Origin of the sequence: Amycolatopsis sp. 195334CR (assembly GCF_017309385.1) — a bacterium.
Taxonomy (GTDB): Bacteria; Actinomycetota; Actinomycetes; order Mycobacteriales; family Pseudonocardiaceae; genus Amycolatopsis.
Map to the genome: position 1 here is coordinate 1,302,618 of NZ_JAFJMJ010000003.1, position 18,061 is coordinate 1,320,678.

Here is an 18,061-nt window from a genome sequence, read left to right on the forward strand (position 1 = left end):
GCAAAAGTACCCACCGTGACCGCCTCACGAGTGGCCAAAATGAGCGGCAAAGTACCCACACGCACCAAGGGGAACGGCGTTTCATGACCCTGGCCCGAGACCGGTTGCCACTATCGGGTGAGCAGCCGAGCGAGATCGTCCTGCAGTCGCCGCCGATGCTGCCCAAGGGCGGCAGCGGTGGCGCGCTCCAACTGATGCTGTTCCTGCCCATGATGCTCGGCATGGGCGCCATGTCGTTCGTCTACATCGGACGCGACGGCGGCGCGATGACCTGGGTGTTCGGCGCCCTGTTCATCACCGCGATGGGCGGCATGATCGTGATGTCGCTGGCGCGCGGCGGACAGCAGAAGAAGGCGCAGATCAACGAGGAGCGCCGCGACTACCAGCGGTACCTCGCCGGGTTGCGCGGTCAGGTGCGCGACATCGCGGACAACCAGCGCTCGGCGATGATCTCGCTGCAGCCCGAGCCCGCCGACCTGTGGGCCTACGTGACCAGCGGCAGGCTGTGGGACCGGCGGCGCGCCGACGGCCACTTCGGCCAGGTGCGCGTGGGCACCGGCCCGCAGCGGCTGATGACCCCGCTCAAGGCTCCGCAGACGGTCCCGCTGGAGGACCTCGACCCGGTGTCCTCGACCAGCCTGCGCCACTTCATCCGCACTTACTCCACAGTGAACGGTCTGCCGGTGGCCATCTCGCTGCGGTCCTTCGCCACGGTTTCGCTGAGCGGACGCCGCGGCGAGGTGCTCGACCTGGCCAGGGCGGTGCTGGCCCAGCTGGCCACCTTCCACTCACCGAACGACCTGCGCATCGCGTTGTGCGTGGCCGAGGAGCGCCGTCCCGAATGGGACTGGCTCAAATGGCTGCCGCACACCGGATCCGCCAGCGGGACCGACGCGGCGGGCCCGGCGCGGCTGGTCGCGGACGACCTGGCCGGCCTGGTCGAGGCACTCGGCCAGGACCTCGGCGAGCGCGCGGCGTTCACCCGCGCGCCGGGGCACGGCCACGACCTGCCGCACATCGTGCTGGTGGTCGACGGCGGCGCTACGGAGGGTGACACCCGGCTGATGCCCTACGGCGGCAAGCACGGCGTCACCGTGCTCGACGTGAGCTCCGAGGAACCCGGTGCCGTGCCCAACGACCGGACGCTGTGCCTGCACACCGACCGCACCCAGCTGGGCATGCTGGTCGGCGAGGGCAGCGAGCAGCAGCTCGGCTTCCTCGGCGTGCCGGACGGGCTGGACGCCGGTGCCGCCGAAGCGCTGGCCCGGCGGCTCACCCCGCTGCACCAGATCGGCACCGTGGTCACCGGCGACAACCCGATGTCGTCCACCTTCGGCCTGTCCGGCCTGCTCGGCATCGGCGACCCGCGTGACGTGGACACCGCGGTCACCTGGGCGGCCAGGGCCGCCCGCGACCGGCTGCGCGTCCCGCTCGGCGTCGACCCCGACGGGCGCCCGGTGGAGCTGGACCTCAAGGAGTCGGCCGAGGGCGGGATGGGCCCGCACGGCCTGGTCATCGGCGCCACCGGGTCCGGCAAGAGCGAGCTGCTGCGCACCCTGGTCACCGCGCTCGCGGTGACGCACTCCTCGGAGCGGCTCAACCTGGCGCTGATCGACTTCAAGGGTGGCGCCACCTTCGCCGGGATGACCCACCTGCCGCACACCTGCGCGGTGATCACCAACCTGTCCGAGGAACTGATCCTGGTCGACCGCATGGCCGACGCGATCAACGGCGAGGTGATCCGGCGGCAGGAACTGCTGCGCGCGGCGGGCAACTACGCCTCGGCCCGCGACTACGAACGCGCGCGAGAGGCCGGGGCGAACCTGCGGCCGCTGCCCTCGCTACTGGTGATCATCGACGAGTTCAGCGAGCTGCTCTCGGCGCGCCCGGAGTTCATCGACCTGTTCGTCTCCATCGGACGGCTGGGCCGCAGCCTCGGCATCCACCTGCTGCTCGCCTCCCAGCGGCTGGAGGAAGGGCGCCTGCGCGGGCTCGACTCGCACCTGTCCTACCGGATCGGCCTGCGGACGTTCTCCGCCTCGGAAAGCCGGGCCGTGCTCGGTGTCGCCGACGCCTACCAGCTGCCACCGGTGCCCGGTTCGGCGTACCTCAAGGCGGACACCGATTCGCTGATCCGGCTCAAGGCCGCCTACGTCTCCGGCGAGCTGCCGCCCCGGCAGGTGGTGCGGGAGAAGGGCGCGCCCGCGCAGCACATCGTGCCGTTCACGCTGGGGCCGGTGAGCGCGCCGGTGCCGGTCGAGCCGGTGGACACCGTCGAAGTGGTGCACGAGGAACCCAGTACCGGTGAGACGGTCATCGACGCCATGCTCTCCCGGCTCGACGGCCCGGCCGCGCACCAGATCTGGCTGCCGCCGCTGGCCGAACCGCCCACTCTGGACCAGCTGCTGCCGCCGCTCGGCGAGGACCCCGACCGGGGCCTGTGCCCGGTCGGCTGGGGCGGCAACGGACGGCTGACCGTGCCGGTGGCGCTGGTGGACAAGCCGATCGAGCAGCGGCGTGACCTGCTCTGGGCGGACTTCTCCGGGGCGGGCGGGCACGCGCTGGTGGTCGGTGCCCCGCAGACCGGCAAGAGCACGCTGCTGCGGGCGATCGTCGGCGTGCTGGCGCTGACCCACACCCCGGCCGAAGCCCAGTTCTTCCTGCTGGACATGGGTGGTGGCGCGTTGTCCCCGGTCGCCGGGCTGCCGCACGTGTCCGGGTACGCCACCCGGCGCGACGCGCAGCGCTGCCGCCGCGTGGTCGCCGAGCTGACCACCCTGCTCGAACAGCGCGAGGAGTTCTTCTCCGCCAACGGGATCGAGTCGGCCGCGGAGTTCCGCAACCGCCGCGCGGAGTTCACCGAGAGCACCGACGGGCGCGAGTTCGGCGACGTGTTCCTGGTGGTCGACGACTGGGCCACGGTCCGCAAGGACTACGAGCAGCTGGAGGAGCAGATCACCGCGCTCGCCGCGCGCGGGCTCGGCTTCGGCATCCACGTGATCCTCTCGGCGAACACCTGGATGGGCGTGCGCGCGCAGCTGCGGGACGCCGTCGGCACGCGGTTCGAGCTGCGGCTCGGCGATCCCGGCGACTCGCTGATCGACCGCAAGACGGCCCGCAACGTGCCCGCCGAGGCACCCGGGCGCGGCATCACCGCGGACAAGCTGCACTTCCTCGGCGGGCTCCCCCGCATCGACGGCGACCAGCGGGCGGGCACGATCGGCGTGGGCGCCACCGATCTGGTGCGCCGGATCAGCGAGTCGTGGCCCGGTGGCCCGGCGCCGCAGGTCCGCCTGCTGCCCGCCAGGATCGAACTGGCCGGCCTGCCACCGGCACCGCCGAAGAAGGTCACCCTCGGCGTCGCGGAGTCCACTTTGGAGCCCGTGCTGCTCGATTTCGGCGCGGATCCGCACTTCCTCGCGTTCGGCGACGTGGAATCGGGCAAGAGCGCGCTGCTGCGGGTGATCGGCCAGGGCATCATGTCGAGCTACCACGGCGACGACGCGGCGATCATCGTCGCCGACTACCGGCGTGGCCTGCTCGACGCGGTCACCGGGCGCCACCTGCTCGGGTACGCGGGCTCAGCGCCCGTGCTGGACGGGCTGATCAGCGAGGTGGTCCAGGCGATGCGCCTGCGGCTCCCGGGCCCGGACGTGACCGCTGAGCAGCTCCGCAACCGGTCCTGGTGGACCGGGCCCGAGCTGTTCGTGCTCGTCGACGACTACGAACTGGTGGCCACCGCGGGCAACAACCCGCTGCTGCCGCTGCTGGAGTTTCTGCCGCAGGCCCGTGACATCGGGCTGCACCTGGTGATCGCGCGCGGCAGCGGCGGCGCCGGGCGGGCCCTGTTCGAGCCGGTGCTGCAGCGGGTCCGCGAGCTCGGCTCGCCGGGGCTGGTGATGTCCGGGTCCAAGGACGAGGGACCGCTGATCGGGGACGTCAAGGCGGGCCCGCTACCGCCGGGACGAGGCACTTTGGTCAGCAGGCGGCTCGGCACCGGGCTGCTGCAGGTGGCCTGGACCCCGCCGGTGGACTGAGTTCGTGGGTACAAGTACCGCCACCGCGACCGGCAGTTGTGCCGTTTGAACGTACTGCGGGCTTTTCTAGCGTGTGATTCGCAACGAGCCGGAGGTTTTTCCCGCTCTGGCTCTCCCGGAGATCTTTTCCCGCGAGTTGAGAGGAGGTGGCCAGCCCGTGAGCAGTGCCGGCTACCAGAGTGATGCCGCGGCCATGACGCGTGCGGTCCAGGGGTTCGAGGAGACCGCTTCTGGCGCCAAGACCACCATGGCCAGCTTGGAAGCGGAGCTGACCGAAACGCTGCGCAACTACAAGGGCGACCAGGCGGTGGCGTTCTGGGACCTGCAGCGCAGGCTGCAGGAGAAGATGCAGCTCGCCGTCCGCGAGCTGGACACCATGTCCAGCCTGGTCAACCAGAGCTTCCACAACTACGGCAGCGGTGACGCCGAGGTGGCCTCGTCGCTGCACAGCGTCTCCAGCCTCGCCTCCGACGCCGGTGGCTCCGTGCTCGGCCGCCTGTCCGGCGCGAACTGACCCAGAGGGGAATCCGACATGGCCGACATGGTCGAAGTCAATTTCAACGCACTGCAGTTCAGCTCCGCCTCGCTGGCGGAGAAGGCCAAGACGCTGACCGGTCAGCTGGAGACGCTGCAGCAGAACCTGCAGCCGATCAAGGCCACCTGGTACGCCTCGGGCAGCTCGGCCGGTCAGGCCGCGGAAGCCGCCGAGACCCGGCTCCGCCAGGCCACCGCCGACATCGTCGCGATCATCGCGCAGTTCGGCGGCAAGGTGGGCGAGGCGCACGACACGCAGTACGCGCTGGAGAACCGGAACACCAACTACTTCGCCGTGTGACCGGCGGAGTATCCCGGATGGCCGGTGCGAGCCAACCCCCCACTCGCACCGGCCTTCCGGCCTGCCGTCCCTGAGGTGAGAGAAGGAGAACGAGGGAGTCGGGATGCAAGACCGGTCGTACTACGTTCACCTGGAGTCCTTGAAGGACTTCGCCAGGGAGCTGGAGATCCAGCTCGAGTGCATGACCAAGCCGAACGACTTCCTGCTCACCCTCGGCGGTGAGCCGTTGCGGTTCGGGGAGTTCGGCGAAGCGAGTTCGCTGGCCGAGGCGCACCACGCCGCGGTCGCCGAGATGCAGGGCCTGCTCGACCAGGTCAAGGGCGCGATCACCTTCGCACAGGACGTCACCCACACCGTGGCCGAGGGTTACCAGCAGGCTGACCAGAACGTGGCCACCGATCTGCACGTGACCGCGGGCAACGTGATCGGCGGCATCGTGTCCGGGCTGGGGAACCTGCTCGGCGGCGGGGACGGCAAGGGGGCCAAGGGATGACCGCGCACACCAACTTCGGCTCGTTCAGCCACCAGCAGCTGTACGCGATGCTGCACGCCGGTGACGCCGGCAGCGCCCGCGCGGCGGCGGAGAAGTGGCGGGCGGCCGGGTTCGGCCTGTTCGAGCAGGCCGACAACCTGATGTCGCAGCTCACCGAGTTCGACGGCCACTGGACCGGTGGTGCGGCGGACAAGTACAAGATCATGATCGACGACCTGGTCGGCGGCATCCGCAAGGTGGGCCAGACCGCGGTCTCCATGCGGCACCTGCTGGAGGACGCGGCCGACGAGCTGGACACCGCGAAGGCCGAGATGCCGCCGCCGGTGAACGTGCCGGAGGTGTCGCCGGCGGACCTGTCGCTGGCGGTGAACCCGCCGTTGCTGCCCGCGGACGCCTCGCCGGAGCTGATGCAGGCGGCGGCGCAACGCCGGGCCACCGCGATCGGCAACGTCGAAGCCCAGCAGCAGGCGTCGAACGCGGCGAACGCCGCGCACAGCAAGGCGATCCAGGTGATGACGAACCTCGCGGGCGACTACACCGCCGCCGAGGAGTCCATTCCCGCGTCGCCGAACGCCGCCGCCCCGCCCGTGCTCCCGCCGGGCTCCCCCGGGGGCGGCTCCAGTGGTGGCGGGGCGCCGGTGGCACCGCCGCCCGGTGGGGTTTCGGTGGTGCCCGGCGCGCCCCCGACCCTGCCCGGTGACGGCACGCAGCCGATGCCGATGCCGACCGACCAGGGCAAGCCGTCGAGCCCGTTGTTCGGCAACATGTTCACCGCCGGGCTGGCCGCGGCTTCGGCGGCCGCGTTCGGCCGGTTCGGGTCGATCATGCCGAAGGTGCCGCCGTGGGCCGGTGGCAAGAAAGAGGGCGAGGAGAAGCCGCCCGGTGAAGGCACCGGCAAGCTCGGTGACGGGTTCGGCGGTGGCGGTACCGGTGGTGGTGGCGGCGGGGTCCCGATCGGTGGTGGCAGCGTCGGCGGTCTCGGCGGTGGCGGGATCGGCGGTGTGGACGTCGGCGGGGTCGGTGACGGCGCGGCCGCGGCCCCCGGCATGGCCGGTTCCGGTAGTGCGGCCCCTGGGCTGTCCGGGTTGGCCGGTGGCGCGGCGGGTGCGGCCGGTGCCGCCGCGGCCAAGGGCATGATGCCGATGATGCCGTTCATGCCGATGGGCATGGGTGCCGGTGACATGGGGTCCGGCAGGCGGATCCCGCCGTGGCTGGTGGAAACCGAGGACGTGTGGGGGGAATCCTCGGTGGTGGCGCCGTCGGTGATCGGCGAGGAGCCGGACGCGCAGCGCTGAGCGGCGGTACGGTGGCCTGGTGCCCAGGCCATACGTACTGCTGTCGGTAGCCGCCTCGCTCGACGGGTGCATCGACGACACCAGCGCCACCCGGCTCGTGCTGTCCGATGAGGACGACTTCGACCGGGTGGACGCCGAGCGGGCGGCTGCCGACGCGATCCTGGTCGGCGCGGGCACGATCCGCGCCGACAACCCGCGCCTGCTGGTGCGGTCCCCTTCGCGGCAGGCCGAGCGGGTCGCCGCGGGCAAGCCGTATTCCCCGGCGAAGGTGACTTTCACCCGCACCGGTTCGCTGGATCCCTCTTCGCAGTTCTTCACCGCCGGCGATGTGCCGAAGCTCGTCTACGCGCCTTCTTCGGTGGCGTCCTCACTCGCACTGGGCCCGGCGGCAACGGTCATCGGGGCCTCCTCGGTGCACGACGCATTGGCGGATATGCATTCCCGCGGCATTTCCCGGCTGATGGTCGAAGGCGGCGGGCACATCCACACGCAGTTCCTGGCGGCCGACGTGGTGGACGAGATCCATCTGGTCTACGCGCCCTTTTTCATCGGCTCGGCTTCGGCGCCGCGTTTTGTGCATCCCGCTTCTTTTCCGCAGTCGCCCGCCCGGCCCATGTCCTTGGTGGAAGCCCGGCAGACCGGCGATTTGGTCCTGCTGAAATACCGGGTTCACCATGGATGATCGCGCACTGCTCTCCGACGCCATCGCCCTCGGCGACAAGTGCCCGCCGTCGACCACTTTCCGCGTGGGCGCGGTGATCGTCGACGCGGACGGCGCGGTCCTGTCCACCGGCTACTCCGGTGAAACCGACCCGCACGACCACGCGGAAGAGGCGGCGCTGGCGAAGCTGGGTTTCCCCCAGCTCCCTGGGGCCACGATGTACACGTCGCTGGAGCCGTGCAGCAGCCGCGCCTCGCGGCCGCGTTCCTGCACCGCGCTGATCCTCGCGTCGGGCATCCCCCGCGTCGTCTTCGCCTGGCGGGAACCCGCCGTCTTCGTCGACTGCGTCGGCGCCGAAACCCTGACCGCGGCGGGGGTCACCGTCGTGGAGCTCCCGGAGTTGGCGCCCGCGGTCCGCGCCACCAACGCCCACCTGCTCTGACCCTGGGTCGCGACACACACGCCCAGCCGGACTCCGCCGTCGCGACACACGCCCAGCCGGGCTCCGCCGTCGCGACACGCGCCCGACCGGGCTCCGCGCCTCGGCGCATGCTGTGAATGTGGCTTTCACAGCCGATTCCGCTGTGAAAGCCACATTCACAGCACGCTCAGGCGCGTCGTCCCGGGCGCCAGCCTCGGGTCCGGCCTCGGCGGAAGGTGGCCACGACCAAACCCACCAAGGCCGCCACCCCCACGCCCGCGATCGCCAGGACGCCCGCCGCCTCGTTCACCGGGGGGCGGGCGGGGGCGGCGGCCGGCACGATGGCGCCCGCGGCCGGCGGCGGCACCGGGCCACCCGGGCCGACCGCGTCCGGGGGGATGTCGGCCGAGACCGCGGTGTACGCGTCGACCAGGCCCCAGCCCTGCCGAGGGTCGTGCTTGCCGCCGGGTGGGCGGCTGGCCGTCAGCGTCAGCCGCGTCATCACCTGGTCGGGGGTCAGTTCCGGGTGGTACGCGCGCAGCAACGCCGCCGCCCCGGCCACGTAGGCACCCGCCATCGACGGGTCCGTCACCGGCCAGCGGTGTGCCAGCTTTCCCTGTCCCCCGGCCGAAACGCTGACCAGCTCCGCCCCCGGCGCGGACAGCGACAGGTGCCTGCCCGCCTCCCGCTGCACCGGCTGCATCTGCTGGTTCAACGACCCCACCGCGAGCACCCCCGGCGTCGCCGTCGGATAGGTCAGCGCACCGTCCTCTTTGGCCGAAGCCGCCGAGATCACCACCGAACCCCGCCGCCGCGCGTCGTTCACCGCCGCGGTCAGCGCGGGCGAGTCCACCGGCGACGGCACCGCGACCAGGATGACGCCCGCCTTCGCCTCCACCGAGGTGACGATCGCGGCGGCCAGCGCGTCCGGATCGGCGCTGTCCGCGGCATTGCCGCCGGGACGCAGGTAGCGCACCGGCAGCACCTTCGCCCCCGGCGCCACGCCGGCGAACGTGGTCGACCGGTTCTGCCGAGCCGCGACGATGCCCGCCGCGACCGTGCCGCGCCCGTCGCAGTCCGGCGCCGGAGCCGTCGCCCCCGCGCCGATGCCCCGCACCGGCAGCACCTGCTCGGGCCCGAACTGCGCGTTGGCCGCGTCCACCCCGGTGCCGATCACCGCGACCAGCTGGCCGGTGCCGTCGGTCAGCGGCCACACCCGCGAGGCGTCGATGACCCGCTGCCCCCACGGCACCGCGCCCGGGTACACCCCGGACGGGTTCGCGCAGGTGCTCTGCGGCGGCGGTGCCGACGGGGGCTGGGCCGCCGCGCCGGGGACGAGCACGGTCGACGCCACCAGGACGGCCGACACCGCACTCCACCACCTCACGCGGCGACCCTAAGCCGCGCGACCCCCACGCCGCGCGGGTAATTTTCCCCGTTTCGGCGAGCTTTCAGCCGAGATCCATGCCGAGGTCCAACGCCGGCGCGGAGTGCGTCAGCGCCCCGACCGCCAGGTAGTCCACGCCGGACGCCGCGTACTCCCGCGCGTTCTCCAGCCGCAGCCCGCCGGAGGACTCCAGCCGCGCCTTCGACCCCAGCTCGTCGCGCAGGCGCACGGCCTCCGCGCACCGGGCGGGGGTGAAGTTGTCGAGCAGCACCTCGTCCGCGCCCGCCCGCAGCGCCTCCTCCAACTGCACCAGGTCGTCGACCTCGACCTCGCACGCCAGTTCGGCGGCGTGCTCGCGCGCGGCCCGCAACGCCGCGGTGACCGAACCCGCCGCCACCACGTGGTTGTCCTTGATCAGCACCGCGTCCCCGAGGCCGAACCGGTGGTTCACCCCGCCCCCGCAGCGCACCGCGTACTTCTCCAGCAACCGCAGGCCGGGCAGGGTTTTGCGGGAGTCGCGGATGGCGCAGCCCGTACCCTCCACTTCGGACACCCAGGCCGCGGTGGTGGTGGCGACGCCGGACAGGTGGCAGAGCAGGTTCAACGCGGTCCGCTCGGCGGTCAGCAGGCCCCGCACCGGCCCGCGCACCACCAGCGCCGGTTCCCCGGCGGCCAGCCAGCTCCCGTCGACGCGCCGCTCCACCACCTCGTACGACTCCAGCACCCGGTCCAGCACGGCCAGCGCCGGGCCGACGCCCGCCAGCGTGCCCGCCACCCGCGGGGTGAACGCCGCGGTGGACACCACGCCCTCGGGCACGGTCGCCCGCGTGGTCGCGTCGGCGCCGTAGCGCAGGTCCTCCGCCAGCGCCGTGTCGACCACGCGGAGCACGTCGGCCGCGTCGAGGCCGCCGTCGGCCAGGATTTCCCGGGTCAGCTCGTTCATGCCACCACTTCCTGCAGGATCGGATCGGCGAGCACCGGCTGCCCCGACGGGCTCAACCGGATCAGCTGGCTCCGCCGCCACCCCGGCTCGTCGCGCTCGGGGAAGTCCAGCCGCACCTGACAACCCCGTGATTCGGTGCGCCGCGCGGCGGAGATCACCAGTGCCTGCGCGGCCAGCGTCAGCGCCGCGTCCTCCACCTCCGCCTGCGTCCTCAGTGGACTGTCGCTTGTGGCCAGATCGAGCACCGAGCCGAGCACCGCCAGCCCGTCGGCGTCCCGGCCGATCGCGGCGTAGCGGCTCATCGCCCGCTGCAACGCGTCCCGCTCGGCCGCTTCGACGTGACGGCATTCCGGCGCCAGCCCGTGCCGGGGCTCGGCCAGCACCCCCGAGGCCAGGTCGGCGGCCGCCGCTTCGGCCACCCGCTCCCCCATCACCAGGCCCTCCAGCAGGCTGTTCGACGCCAGCCGGTTCGCCCCGTGCAACCCCGTCCGCGCCACTTCACCGGCCGCGTACAGCCCGGTCACCCCGGTGCGCCCGGTCGTGTCGGTCACCACGCCACCGCAGGCGAAGTGCGCGGCGGGGGTGACCGGGATCGGCTCGGTCAGCGGGTCGACCCCGGCGGCCAGCGCGGCCCCGTACACGGTCGGGAAGCGCTTGGCGAACCCGGTGATGCGGGTGGCGTCGAGGAACACGTGGTCGTCGATGCCGCCCGGCGCCTCGGCCAGCCGCCGGGTGATCGCCGCCGACACCACGTCGCGCGGGGCCAGGTCGCCGAGCGGGTGCACCCCGAGCATCACCAGCTCGCCCGCGCCGTCGAGCAGGCGCGCGCCCTCGCCACGCACCGCCTCGGTGACCAGCGGGCAGCGCCCGCGCGCGCCCGGGGTGTACAACACGGTCGGGTGGAACTGCACGAACTCCATGTCGGCCGCCTGCGCACCCGCGCGCAGCGCCAGCGCCAGCCCGTCGCCGGTGGCCGGTTCCGGGTTGGAGGTCGCCTGGTAGAGCTGCCCCAGTCCACCGGTCGCGACCAGCACGGCGGGCGCGCGGACCACGCCGAGCACCCCATCGGGGTCGAGCACGGACACCCCGGCCACCGCACCGGACGGCGTGCGCAGCGCGTCCACCGCCACGTGCCGCTCCAGCACCGGCAACCGCCTGCCGGTGGTCTCCGCGACCAGCGCGCGTTCCACCTCGGCCCCGGTCGCGTCGCCGCCCGCGTGGATCACCCGGAACGCGGTGTGCCCGCCCTCGCGGGCCCTGGCCAGGCCGCCGCTCGTCCCGGCGTCGAAGCTGGCGCCCAGCTCGCGGAGCCGCGCCACCGCGCCCGGCCCGCCGTCGAGGACCGACTGCACCGCGACCTCGTCGCAGAGCCCGGCCCCGGCGGTGAGCGTGTCCTGGACGTGCCGGGCCACCGAGTCGCCGTCGTCGTGTTCGCCGGGCAGCACCACCGCGACGCCGCCCTGGGCCCAGCGCGTGTTGCCGTCCTCGATCGCGGCCTTGGTCACCACCAGCACGCGCAGGCCGAGCGCCCGGCCGCGCAGGGCCGCGGTCAGCCCGGCGACCCCGCTGCCGATCACCACGAGATCGGCCGCGGCCTCCCATCGCGGTGTGGTTTTCGCCTCACGGGCAGTAACCTGGTTGCTCATTCCCCGCCGCCAGGCTGGCCGATCTCGATCATCCGCTGCACCGAGGCGCGGGCCTTCGCCGCGGTCTCCGCGTCGACGTGGACCTCGTCCAGCCCCTCGCGCAGGCAGCGCAGCAGGGCCGCCGGGGTGATCATCTTCATGAACCGGCAGGACGCGCGGTCGTTCACCGCGCGGAAGTCGATGCCCGGCGCGGCCTTGCGCAGCTGGTGCAGCATGCCGATCTCGGTGGCCACCAGCACCGAGCCCGCCTTGGTCGCCTTGGCCTCGTGCACCATGTCGCCGGTGGACAGGATCTTCACCCGGTCCGCGGCCACCGCACCCTCCCCGGCCAGGTAGAGCGCCGAGGTGGCGCAGCCGCATTCGGGGTGGATGAACAGGTCGGCGTCGGGGTTCGAGGCGGCCCGCTCGGCCAGCTCGGGCCCGTTGATCCCGGCGTGCACGTGGCACTCGCCCGCCCAGATGTGCAGGTTCTCGCGGCCGGTCACGCGCTTGACGTGGGCGCCGAGGAACTGGTCCGGCAGGAAGAGAACCTCCTGGTCGGCGGGGATGGAGGCGACCACGTCCACCGCGTTCGACGAGGTGCAGCAGATGTCGGTCTCGGCCTTCACCTCGGCCGTGGTGTTCACGTAGGACACCACCACCGCGCCGGGGTGCTCGGCCTTCCACTCGCGCAGCTGCGCACCGGTGATCGAGTCCGCCAGCGAGCAGCCCGCCCGCGCGTCCGGGATCAGCACGGTCTTCTCCGGGGCCAGGATCTTGGCCGTTTCGGCCATGAAGTGGACCCCGCAGAAGACGATGGTCGAGGCCTCGCTCTTCGCCGCGATCCGGCTCAGCGCGAGGGAGTCGCCGGTGTGGTGCGCGACGTCCTGGATCGCCGGGACCTGGTAGTTGTGCGCGAGCAGCACGGCGTCGCGCTCCTCGGCCAGCCGTCGCACCTCCTCCGCCCAGCTCGCGTCCGGTTCCACCCCGTCGAACGGGATGAGATCGGCTTCGGCGAGCTCGCTCGCCCGCAGGGTCGTCGTGCCGGCCATGGTGGCCCTCCTAGACTGACGCGGGTTTTCGCCTTACAATCGAAAACCGTGCGGAGCCATATTAACAGCAGCGCCCCCCTGGCACACGAGGTTTTGGCGGCGGTACTTCAAGTGCGATCGGACACACTCCAGGTGCTGTTGTGGCGCCGCGCCCTTGATCCGCACATCGGCCGGTGGTCCCTGCCGGGCGGCAGGCTGCGACCCGACGAGGACGTGGAGACCTCCATCCGGCGCCAGCTCGCCGAGAAGGTCGACATCAAGCAGCTCAAGCACGTGGAGCAGCTCGCCGTGTTCAGCACGCCGGACCGGGTGCCCGGGCCGCGCGTGGTGGCCACCGCGTTCCTCGGGCTGGTGCCGTCGGACGTGGACCCGGAGGTGCCGGAGGACACCTCGTGGCACCAGGTGGCCGAACTCCCCCGCACCGCCTTCGACCACGCCGAGATCGTGGTGCGCGCCCGCGACCGGCTGCGGTCCAAGCTCAGCTACACCAATCTCGGCTTCGCGCTCGCGCCGGACGTGTTCACCATCTCCGAGCTGCGCGGGCTGTACTCCGCGGCGCTGGGCTACCGGATCTCGGCGACGAACCTGCAGCGCGTGCTCGCCCGCCGCGGCCTGCTCGAACCGACCGGCCACACCGCGCCGCCCGGGCGCAGCGGCGGCCGTCCGGCCGCGCTGTTCTCCTTCGGGTGCAAGGGAATCCAGGTGACCGACCCGTTCGCCGTCCTGCGTCCCCCGCCCGCTGCGCGATAACTGGTCACCACGCGCACGTTTTCCGTTGTCCGGCACGGCATTCGAGTGAAGCCCTGCGCGCCGGACGGCTTCGTCGTACCGTGTACCCGTGGCAGAGGGCGCAGCGGGAGACAGTACGGGAACGACGACTTTGCCGTTGTTCCCGCTGCAGACCGTGCTGTTGCCCGGCGCGCACCTGCCGCTGCACATCTTCGAGCCGCGCTACCGGCAGCTCACCGTCGACCTGGTCACCGGCACCGTGCCGGACCAGGAGTTCGGCGTGATCGCCATGCGCACCTCGCTGACCCGCGAGGTCACCGGCCTCGACCAGGTGCACGCGATCGGCTGCACCACCCGGCTGCGCGAGGCCAAGCGGCTGCCCGACGGGCGGTTCGACGTGGTCACCACCGGGCAGCGGCGGTTCCGGCTGCTGGAGATCGACGCCGAATCCGCGCCGTACCTGGTCGGCACCGTCGAGTGGGTGACGGACGCGCCGCTGCCGCGTGGTTCGGCGGAGGCGGGGCAGCGGATGGCCGAGGTGGCGCGGGCCGCGCACCGGCGGTACTGCCGGTCCGCCTGGGAACACGACGCCTGGACCGAGCCGCCCGCGGACACCCCGCTGGCCGACCTGGCCTACCAGCTGGCGGCCGACTGCCTGCTGCCGCTGGACGACCGGCAGGCGCTGCTGGAGCAGACCCAGCCGCTGCGGCGCCTGCGGGACGTCTGCCGCCTGCTCACCCGGGAGGCGGGTTTCCTGACGACGTTGCGCGCGGTCCCGGCTCCCCCGGCCGAGCTGACCGCCCTGACCCGGCCGGCCAGCCTGAACTGACTCCTACGAGGCGTCCGCGTCGCCGTTCGCGCGGCCACCGCCGCCGAACTTGCTCCAGACCTTGCCCGCCGCACCCGACAGGGCCTCGCCGACGTCGGTGAACACCTTCGCCAGCGGGTCGGTCGAGTTGCTGAACGAGTCCTTGTACGACTTCGCCGCCGACTTCACGTCGTCCGACCAGGTGCTCGACGGGCTGTCCGCGTCCCGCCGGGGGTAGTCGCCGACCAGGATCGCCCGGTACTCCTCCGAGGCGGCCCACTTCTGCAGCTGGGCGGCCCGCACCACGGCCAGCGGGTGCGACATGTGCTCGACGTTGCGCAGCTTGAGCAGGCTGTCCCGGATGTCGTCGACCGACTCGTACTCCTCGGCCTGCTGCAGGAAGGACGGGATGTCGATGCGGCCGGGGTCGATGCCGCCCGCCAGCAGCACGTGCACCCGCAGTGCGGCGGCCGGGTCCTGCCCGCAGAGCAGCCCGGCGCGGTCGCAGGACAGCTCCGACTTGCGGTACCACTCCTTCAGCGCGGCGATCACCGCCCGCAGGCCGAAGGCGCTGACCGGGGTCCACGACATCGACATCTGCATGTTGATCAGGCGGATCAGCATGGTCCGGTACACCGCGTGCCCGGACAGCACGTGCCCCATCTCGTGGCCGATCACGAAGCGCAGGCCGTTGGTGTCGAGCAGTTCGACCAGCCCGGTGCTGAGCACGATGAACGGCTCGTCCATGCCGATGGTGTACGCGGTGACCGCCGGGTCCTGCGCCACGAAGATGTTCGGCGCCGGCGAGATGTCCAGCGCCTGCGCGCACTCCAGGCGCAGCTTGTTCAGCTCCGGGTACTGCTTCTCCCCCACGCGGATCGACGACGCCAGCGCCATCAGCCGCTCGCCGCGCTCGCTGAAGAACCCCGCCACCGCCTTGAGCACCTCGGCGAAGCCGGGAATGGTGCGCAGCGTGGCCAGTGCGCCCCGGTCGACCGGGTGCTCGTAGGCGCGCGGGCTGATGCCCGGGAACCGGATGCGCCCGTTCGAGCCGGAAACTACGTCGTCGGTCATGTGCTGCAGGCCTCCCTCGGTTGCGGCCAGCCTACGGAAACCGCCGGGCGCCCGCTGCCGATCAGCCGAATTCAGCCGAGGCGGCGGCCGAGGTCGTCCCGGCCGTTCCAGCCGGCCAGCAGGCCGTAGGTGGCGGCCACCGCCAGCGGCTGCGCCAGCAGCACCCACGCCGATTCCAGCACCGGCGCGGTTTCCAGCACGTCACCCACCTGGGGGGCGGCGGAGATCTCGTAGATCATCCCGGCGAAGGTGCCCGGCCCGAGCATCGAGGCCAGCCACCAGGCCAGCACCGAACCGCCGACCGCGGCCAGCAGCACCACCGGGCCGCGGCGCTCGCGCAGCAGCCAGATCACCACGCCGACCACGATGCCGAACCCGAAGGCCAGCAGCGCGAACACGGCCAGGTCGTCGAAGCGGTGCCAGCTCTCCAGTTGCAGCGGCACCGGCTGCTCGCTGGCGGAGACCACGCGCATCCGCTGCGGTGGGGCCAGCACCGCCCACAGCGCGGCCAGCGGGATCCCGGTGAGCATCACCATCGACAGCACGGTCACCGCGGGCAGGATGTCCGCGGCCACCACCACCTTCGCCCGCTCGCGCGGGATGGCGAAGAAGTGGTGCGCGGGTTCGGCGGGCGGGCGCACCCCGACCGAAGGCTCTGCCACCGGTGTACCTCCTGACTGGGGAGCACCGAGTTTAACCGGTGAGCTCCCCGTGCCTGCTGCAGCGCGCCGTCCAGCCGACCGGGGTTATCTGCACGACCATCCGGCGGGCGCAGGACGCGCAGAACCGCGGTGGCTCCAGCGCCGTGCGCGGGTTGTCGCACGCGGTGTGGTCGCCGGTCCGGTCCAGTCCACAGTGGACGCAGTACTCCGGTTGCGTCACAAGGAGTCGCTCAGTGCCTTCACCGGCATCTTCAGCTCGGTGAGCATCTGGAGGTCCCGCCCGGCGGGCCGGCCGAGGTTGGTCAGGTAGTTGCCGACGATGATCGCGTTGATCCCGCCCAGCATGCCCTGCTCCGCGCCGAGGTCGCCCAGGGTCAGCTCGCGGCCGCCGGCGAAGCGCAGCATGGTGCGCGGCATGGCCAGCCGGAACGCGGCGACCGTGCGCAGCGCGTCCTTGCCCTCGACGATCTCGTAGTGCTCGTACGGCGTGCCCGGCTGCGGGATGAGGAAGTTCATCGGCACCTCGTGCGGGTTCAGCTCGGCCAGCTGCACGGCGAACTCCGCGCGCTGCTCGACCGACTCCCCCATGCCGATGATGCCGCCGCAGCAGACCTCCATGCCCGCCTCGGCCACCATGCGCAGGGTCTCCCAGCGCTCCTCCCAGGTGTGCGTGGTGACCACCTCGGGGAAGTGCGAGCGCGCCGTCTCCAGGTTGTGGTTGTAGCGGTGCACGCCCATTTCGACCAGCTCGTCCACCTGCTCCTGCGTGAGCATGCCGAGCGAGCAGGCGATCTGGATGTCGTTGCCGTCCTCGCGGATGGCCTTGACGCCCTCGCGCACCTGGGACAGCAGGCGCTTGTCCGGCCCGCGCACGGCGGCCACGATGCAGAACTCGGTGGCGCCGGTCTCCTTGGTCTGGCGGGCGGCCTTGACCAGGCCGGGGATGTCCAGCCAGGCCGAGCGCACCGGGGTGGGGAACCGGCCGGACTGCGAGCAGAAGTGGCAGTCCTCCGGGCAGCCGCCGGTCTTCAGGCTGATGATGCCCTCGACCTCGACCTCCGGGCCGCACCAGCGCATGCGCACCTCGTGCGCGAGCGCGAGCAGGTCGGACAGCTGCTCGTCGGGCAGGCGCAGCACCTCGAGCACCTGCGCCTGCGTCAGCCCCTCGCCACGCTCGAGCACCTGCTCCCGCGCCGTGGTGAGGACGTCGGTCGCGCGTTCGGGTGCTGAGGTCACGGGTTCTCCTTCTCGCTCGGGCACGTCCGGCACAGTGTGCCCGAACACCCCGCTCCGAAGAAGCGACCCAAGTCACTTCTGGGCGGATTCACCCTTCGCGAAGCACTCCGGGTCGAATTCGCCGCCGAACCACGGCGAAAGGCCGCGCCGCGCCTCGGCGAGGAACTCCACCGGGTCGGCCTGCCCGGCCCCGGCGGACAACGCCCCGAGCAGGGGCGCGCCCGCCGCGACCGGCAGGTCCTCGAGGTTGGAGCGGGCCGCGAGATCCGGCTCGGCCGGCCAGGCGCCGATCAGCACGCCACCCACGTTCAGCCCGCGCCGGGTGGCCACCTCGGCGGTCAGCGCGGTCGCGTTGAGCGTGCCCAGCCCCGGTTCGGCGACCACCAGCACCAGCGAACCGAGCGACCACGCGACGTCGGCCAGCGTGCCGCCGGCCGGGTCGAACCGCACCAGCAGCCCGCCCGCGCCCTCGACGAGCACCAGGTCGTGGGACTCGTCGAGCTCACCGGCGGCACTCGCGGCCTCGCCGGGGGTCACCGGCGGGATCCCGCTGCGCCGCGCGGCGGCTTCGGGGGAAAGCGGGTCGGGGTAGCGCCGCAACTCGCGGGTGGTGACGTCGCCGGCCAGGCGCCGGACCTCGGCCAGGTCACCGGGCTCGTCCTCGGCCACCCCGGTCTGCGCCGGTTTGAGCACAGCGACCCGCCTGCCATCGGCCCTGGCCAGTGCGGCGATCGCCGCCGTGACCACGGTCTTGCCGACTCCGGTTCCGGTACCCGAGATCACCAGCACAGTCACGGGCTACG

General features: G+C 72.3%; 18 protein-coding genes. 9 read left to right on the plus strand and 9 right to left on the minus strand.

The window, feature by feature from the left end; genetic code table 11:
• Nucleotides 1-83: 83 nt before the first annotated feature.
• The 7 genes from eccCa (at nucleotide 84) to JYK18_RS48225 (ending at nucleotide 7,763) form a co-directional block, all read left to right on the plus strand.
• Entirely contained in the window at nucleotides 84-4,037 is a 3,954-nt protein-coding gene (eccCa, locus tag JYK18_RS43295; RefSeq protein WP_206809806.1) for a type VII secretion protein EccCa, read from the plus strand.
• A 157-nt stretch (nucleotides 4,038-4,194) separates the two neighbouring features.
• Nucleotides 4,195-4,551 carry a WXG100 family type VII secretion target gene (locus JYK18_RS43300; protein WP_228004692.1) on the plus strand — a complete coding sequence of 119 codons (357 nt, stop codon included), beginning with the start codon at nucleotides 4,195-4,197 and terminating at the stop codon, nucleotides 4,549-4,551.
• Between the two features lie 18 nt (nucleotides 4,552-4,569).
• The gene (locus JYK18_RS43305; protein ID WP_206809807.1) at nucleotides 4,570-4,872 is read left to right on the plus strand and encodes a WXG100 family type VII secretion target; all 303 of its coding nucleotides are present in this window, start codon (nucleotides 4,570-4,572) and stop codon (nucleotides 4,870-4,872) included.
• Between the two features lie 103 nt (nucleotides 4,873-4,975).
• A complete protein-coding gene (locus JYK18_RS43310) occupies nucleotides 4,976-5,365 on the plus strand; it encodes a hypothetical protein (RefSeq protein WP_206809808.1) in 390 nt (129 codons plus the stop codon).
• Nucleotides 5,362-6,660, plus strand: coding sequence for a WXG100 family type VII secretion target (locus tag JYK18_RS43315; protein WP_206809809.1), 1,299 nt, complete (start codon nucleotides 5,362-5,364; stop codon nucleotides 6,658-6,660). The genes JYK18_RS43310 and JYK18_RS43315 overlap by 4 nt, the downstream gene beginning before the upstream one ends.
• A 19-nt stretch (nucleotides 6,661-6,679) precedes the next feature.
• The gene (locus tag JYK18_RS48220; RefSeq protein WP_307796330.1) at nucleotides 6,680-7,342 is read left to right on the plus strand and encodes a dihydrofolate reductase family protein; all 663 of its coding nucleotides are present in this window, start codon (nucleotides 6,680-6,682) and stop codon (nucleotides 7,340-7,342) included.
• Nucleotides 7,335-7,763: a deaminase gene (locus tag JYK18_RS48225; protein WP_307796331.1), complete on the plus strand. Its 429-nt coding sequence runs from the start codon at nucleotides 7,335-7,337 to the stop codon at nucleotides 7,761-7,763. The genes JYK18_RS48220 and JYK18_RS48225 overlap by 8 nt, the downstream gene beginning before the upstream one ends.
• Before the next feature lie 166 nt (nucleotides 7,764-7,929).
• On the opposite strand, the gene JYK18_RS43325 is transcribed toward JYK18_RS48225, so the two are convergent.
• From JYK18_RS43325 to nadA, 4 genes are all read right to left on the minus strand, one after another.
• The gene (locus JYK18_RS43325; protein WP_374195112.1) at nucleotides 7,930-9,129 is read right to left on the minus strand and encodes a S8 family serine peptidase; all 1,200 of its coding nucleotides are present in this window, start codon (nucleotides 9,127-9,129) and stop codon (nucleotides 7,930-7,932) included.
• Between the two features lie 64 nt (nucleotides 9,130-9,193).
• Nucleotides 9,194-10,072, minus strand: a complete 879-nt coding sequence (gene nadC / locus JYK18_RS43330) for a carboxylating nicotinate-nucleotide diphosphorylase (RefSeq protein WP_206809811.1) — start codon at nucleotides 10,070-10,072, stop codon at nucleotides 9,194-9,196.
• The gene (locus JYK18_RS43335; protein WP_206809812.1) at nucleotides 10,069-11,718 is read right to left on the minus strand and encodes an L-aspartate oxidase; all 1,650 of its coding nucleotides are present in this window, start codon (nucleotides 11,716-11,718) and stop codon (nucleotides 10,069-10,071) included. Before JYK18_RS43335 ends, nadC begins: the two co-directional genes overlap by 4 nt.
• Entirely contained in the window at nucleotides 11,715-12,749 is a 1,035-nt protein-coding gene (gene nadA / locus JYK18_RS43340) for a quinolinate synthase NadA (RefSeq protein WP_206809814.1), read from the minus strand. Before nadA ends, JYK18_RS43335 begins: the two co-directional genes overlap by 4 nt.
• A 93-nt stretch (nucleotides 12,750-12,842) precedes the next feature.
• On the opposite strand from nadA, the gene JYK18_RS43345 reads away from it, so the two are divergent.
• Both JYK18_RS43345 and JYK18_RS43350 read left to right on the plus strand, forming a co-directional pair.
• Nucleotides 12,843-13,499 (plus strand): NUDIX domain-containing protein, encoded by a 657-nt coding sequence (locus JYK18_RS43345; protein WP_277992429.1) that lies wholly within the window; start codon nucleotides 12,843-12,845, stop codon nucleotides 13,497-13,499.
• An 88-nt stretch (nucleotides 13,500-13,587) separates the two neighbouring features.
• Nucleotides 13,588-14,307 (plus strand): LON peptidase substrate-binding domain-containing protein, encoded by a 720-nt coding sequence (locus JYK18_RS43350; RefSeq protein ID WP_206809816.1) that lies wholly within the window; start codon nucleotides 13,588-13,590, stop codon nucleotides 14,305-14,307.
• Nucleotides 14,308-14,310: 3 nt separating this feature from the next.
• Here JYK18_RS43350 and JYK18_RS43355 read toward each other — a convergent pair whose 3' ends face one another.
• From JYK18_RS43355 to bioD, 5 genes are all read right to left on the minus strand, one after another.
• On the minus strand, nucleotides 14,311-15,360 hold the full coding sequence (locus JYK18_RS43355) for a M48 family metallopeptidase (RefSeq protein ID WP_206809817.1): 1,050 nt from the start codon (nucleotides 15,358-15,360) through the stop codon (nucleotides 14,311-14,313).
• A 71-nt stretch (nucleotides 15,361-15,431) separates the two neighbouring features.
• Nucleotides 15,432-16,022, minus strand: a complete 591-nt coding sequence (locus JYK18_RS43360) for a DUF2567 domain-containing protein (protein WP_374195113.1) — start codon at nucleotides 16,020-16,022, stop codon at nucleotides 15,432-15,434.
• A 31-nt stretch (nucleotides 16,023-16,053) separates the two neighbouring features.
• Complete coding sequence (locus tag JYK18_RS43365; RefSeq protein WP_206809818.1) at nucleotides 16,054-16,242, minus strand: hypothetical protein; 189 nt, start codon at nucleotides 16,240-16,242, stop codon at nucleotides 16,054-16,056.
• On the minus strand, nucleotides 16,239-17,258 hold the full coding sequence (bioB, locus tag JYK18_RS43370) for a biotin synthase BioB (protein WP_206809819.1): 1,020 nt from the start codon (nucleotides 17,256-17,258) through the stop codon (nucleotides 16,239-16,241). The genes JYK18_RS43365 and bioB overlap by 4 nt, the downstream gene beginning before the upstream one ends.
• A gap of 72 nt (nucleotides 17,259-17,330) precedes the next feature.
• A complete protein-coding gene (bioD, locus tag JYK18_RS43375; RefSeq protein WP_206809820.1) occupies nucleotides 17,331-18,053 on the minus strand; it encodes a dethiobiotin synthase in 723 nt (240 codons plus the stop codon).
• Between the last annotated feature and the right edge of the window lie 8 nt (nucleotides 18,054-18,061).

Bases quoted from the DNA above. Each gene is read 5' to 3' on its own strand.
- eccCa (WP_206809806.1), top strand. From the start codon at position 84: ATGACCCTGGCCCGAGACCGGTTGCCACTATCGGGTGAGCAGCCGAGC.
- JYK18_RS43305 (WP_206809807.1), top strand. From the start codon at position 4,570: ATGGCCGACATGGTCGAAGTCAATTTCAACGCACTGCAGTTCAGCTCC.
- JYK18_RS43310 (WP_206809808.1), top strand. From the start codon at position 4,976: ATGCAAGACCGGTCGTACTACGTTCACCTGGAGTCCTTGAAGGACTTC.
- JYK18_RS43315 (WP_206809809.1), top strand. From the start codon at position 5,362: ATGACCGCGCACACCAACTTCGGCTCGTTCAGCCACCAGCAGCTGTAC.
- JYK18_RS48225 (WP_307796331.1), top strand. From the start codon at position 7,335: ATGGATGATCGCGCACTGCTCTCCGACGCCATCGCCCTCGGCGACAAG.
- nadC (WP_206809811.1), bottom strand. From the start codon at position 10,072: ATGAACGAGCTGACCCGGGAAATCCTGGCCGACGGCGGCCTCGACGCG.
- JYK18_RS43335 (WP_206809812.1), bottom strand. From the start codon at position 11,718: ATGAGCAACCAGGTTACTGCCCGTGAGGCGAAAACCACACCGCGATGG.
- nadA (WP_206809814.1), bottom strand. From the start codon at position 12,749: ATGGCCGGCACGACGACCCTGCGGGCGAGCGAGCTCGCCGAAGCCGAT.
- JYK18_RS43355 (WP_206809817.1), bottom strand. From the start codon at position 15,360: ATGACCGACGACGTAGTTTCCGGCTCGAACGGGCGCATCCGGTTCCCG.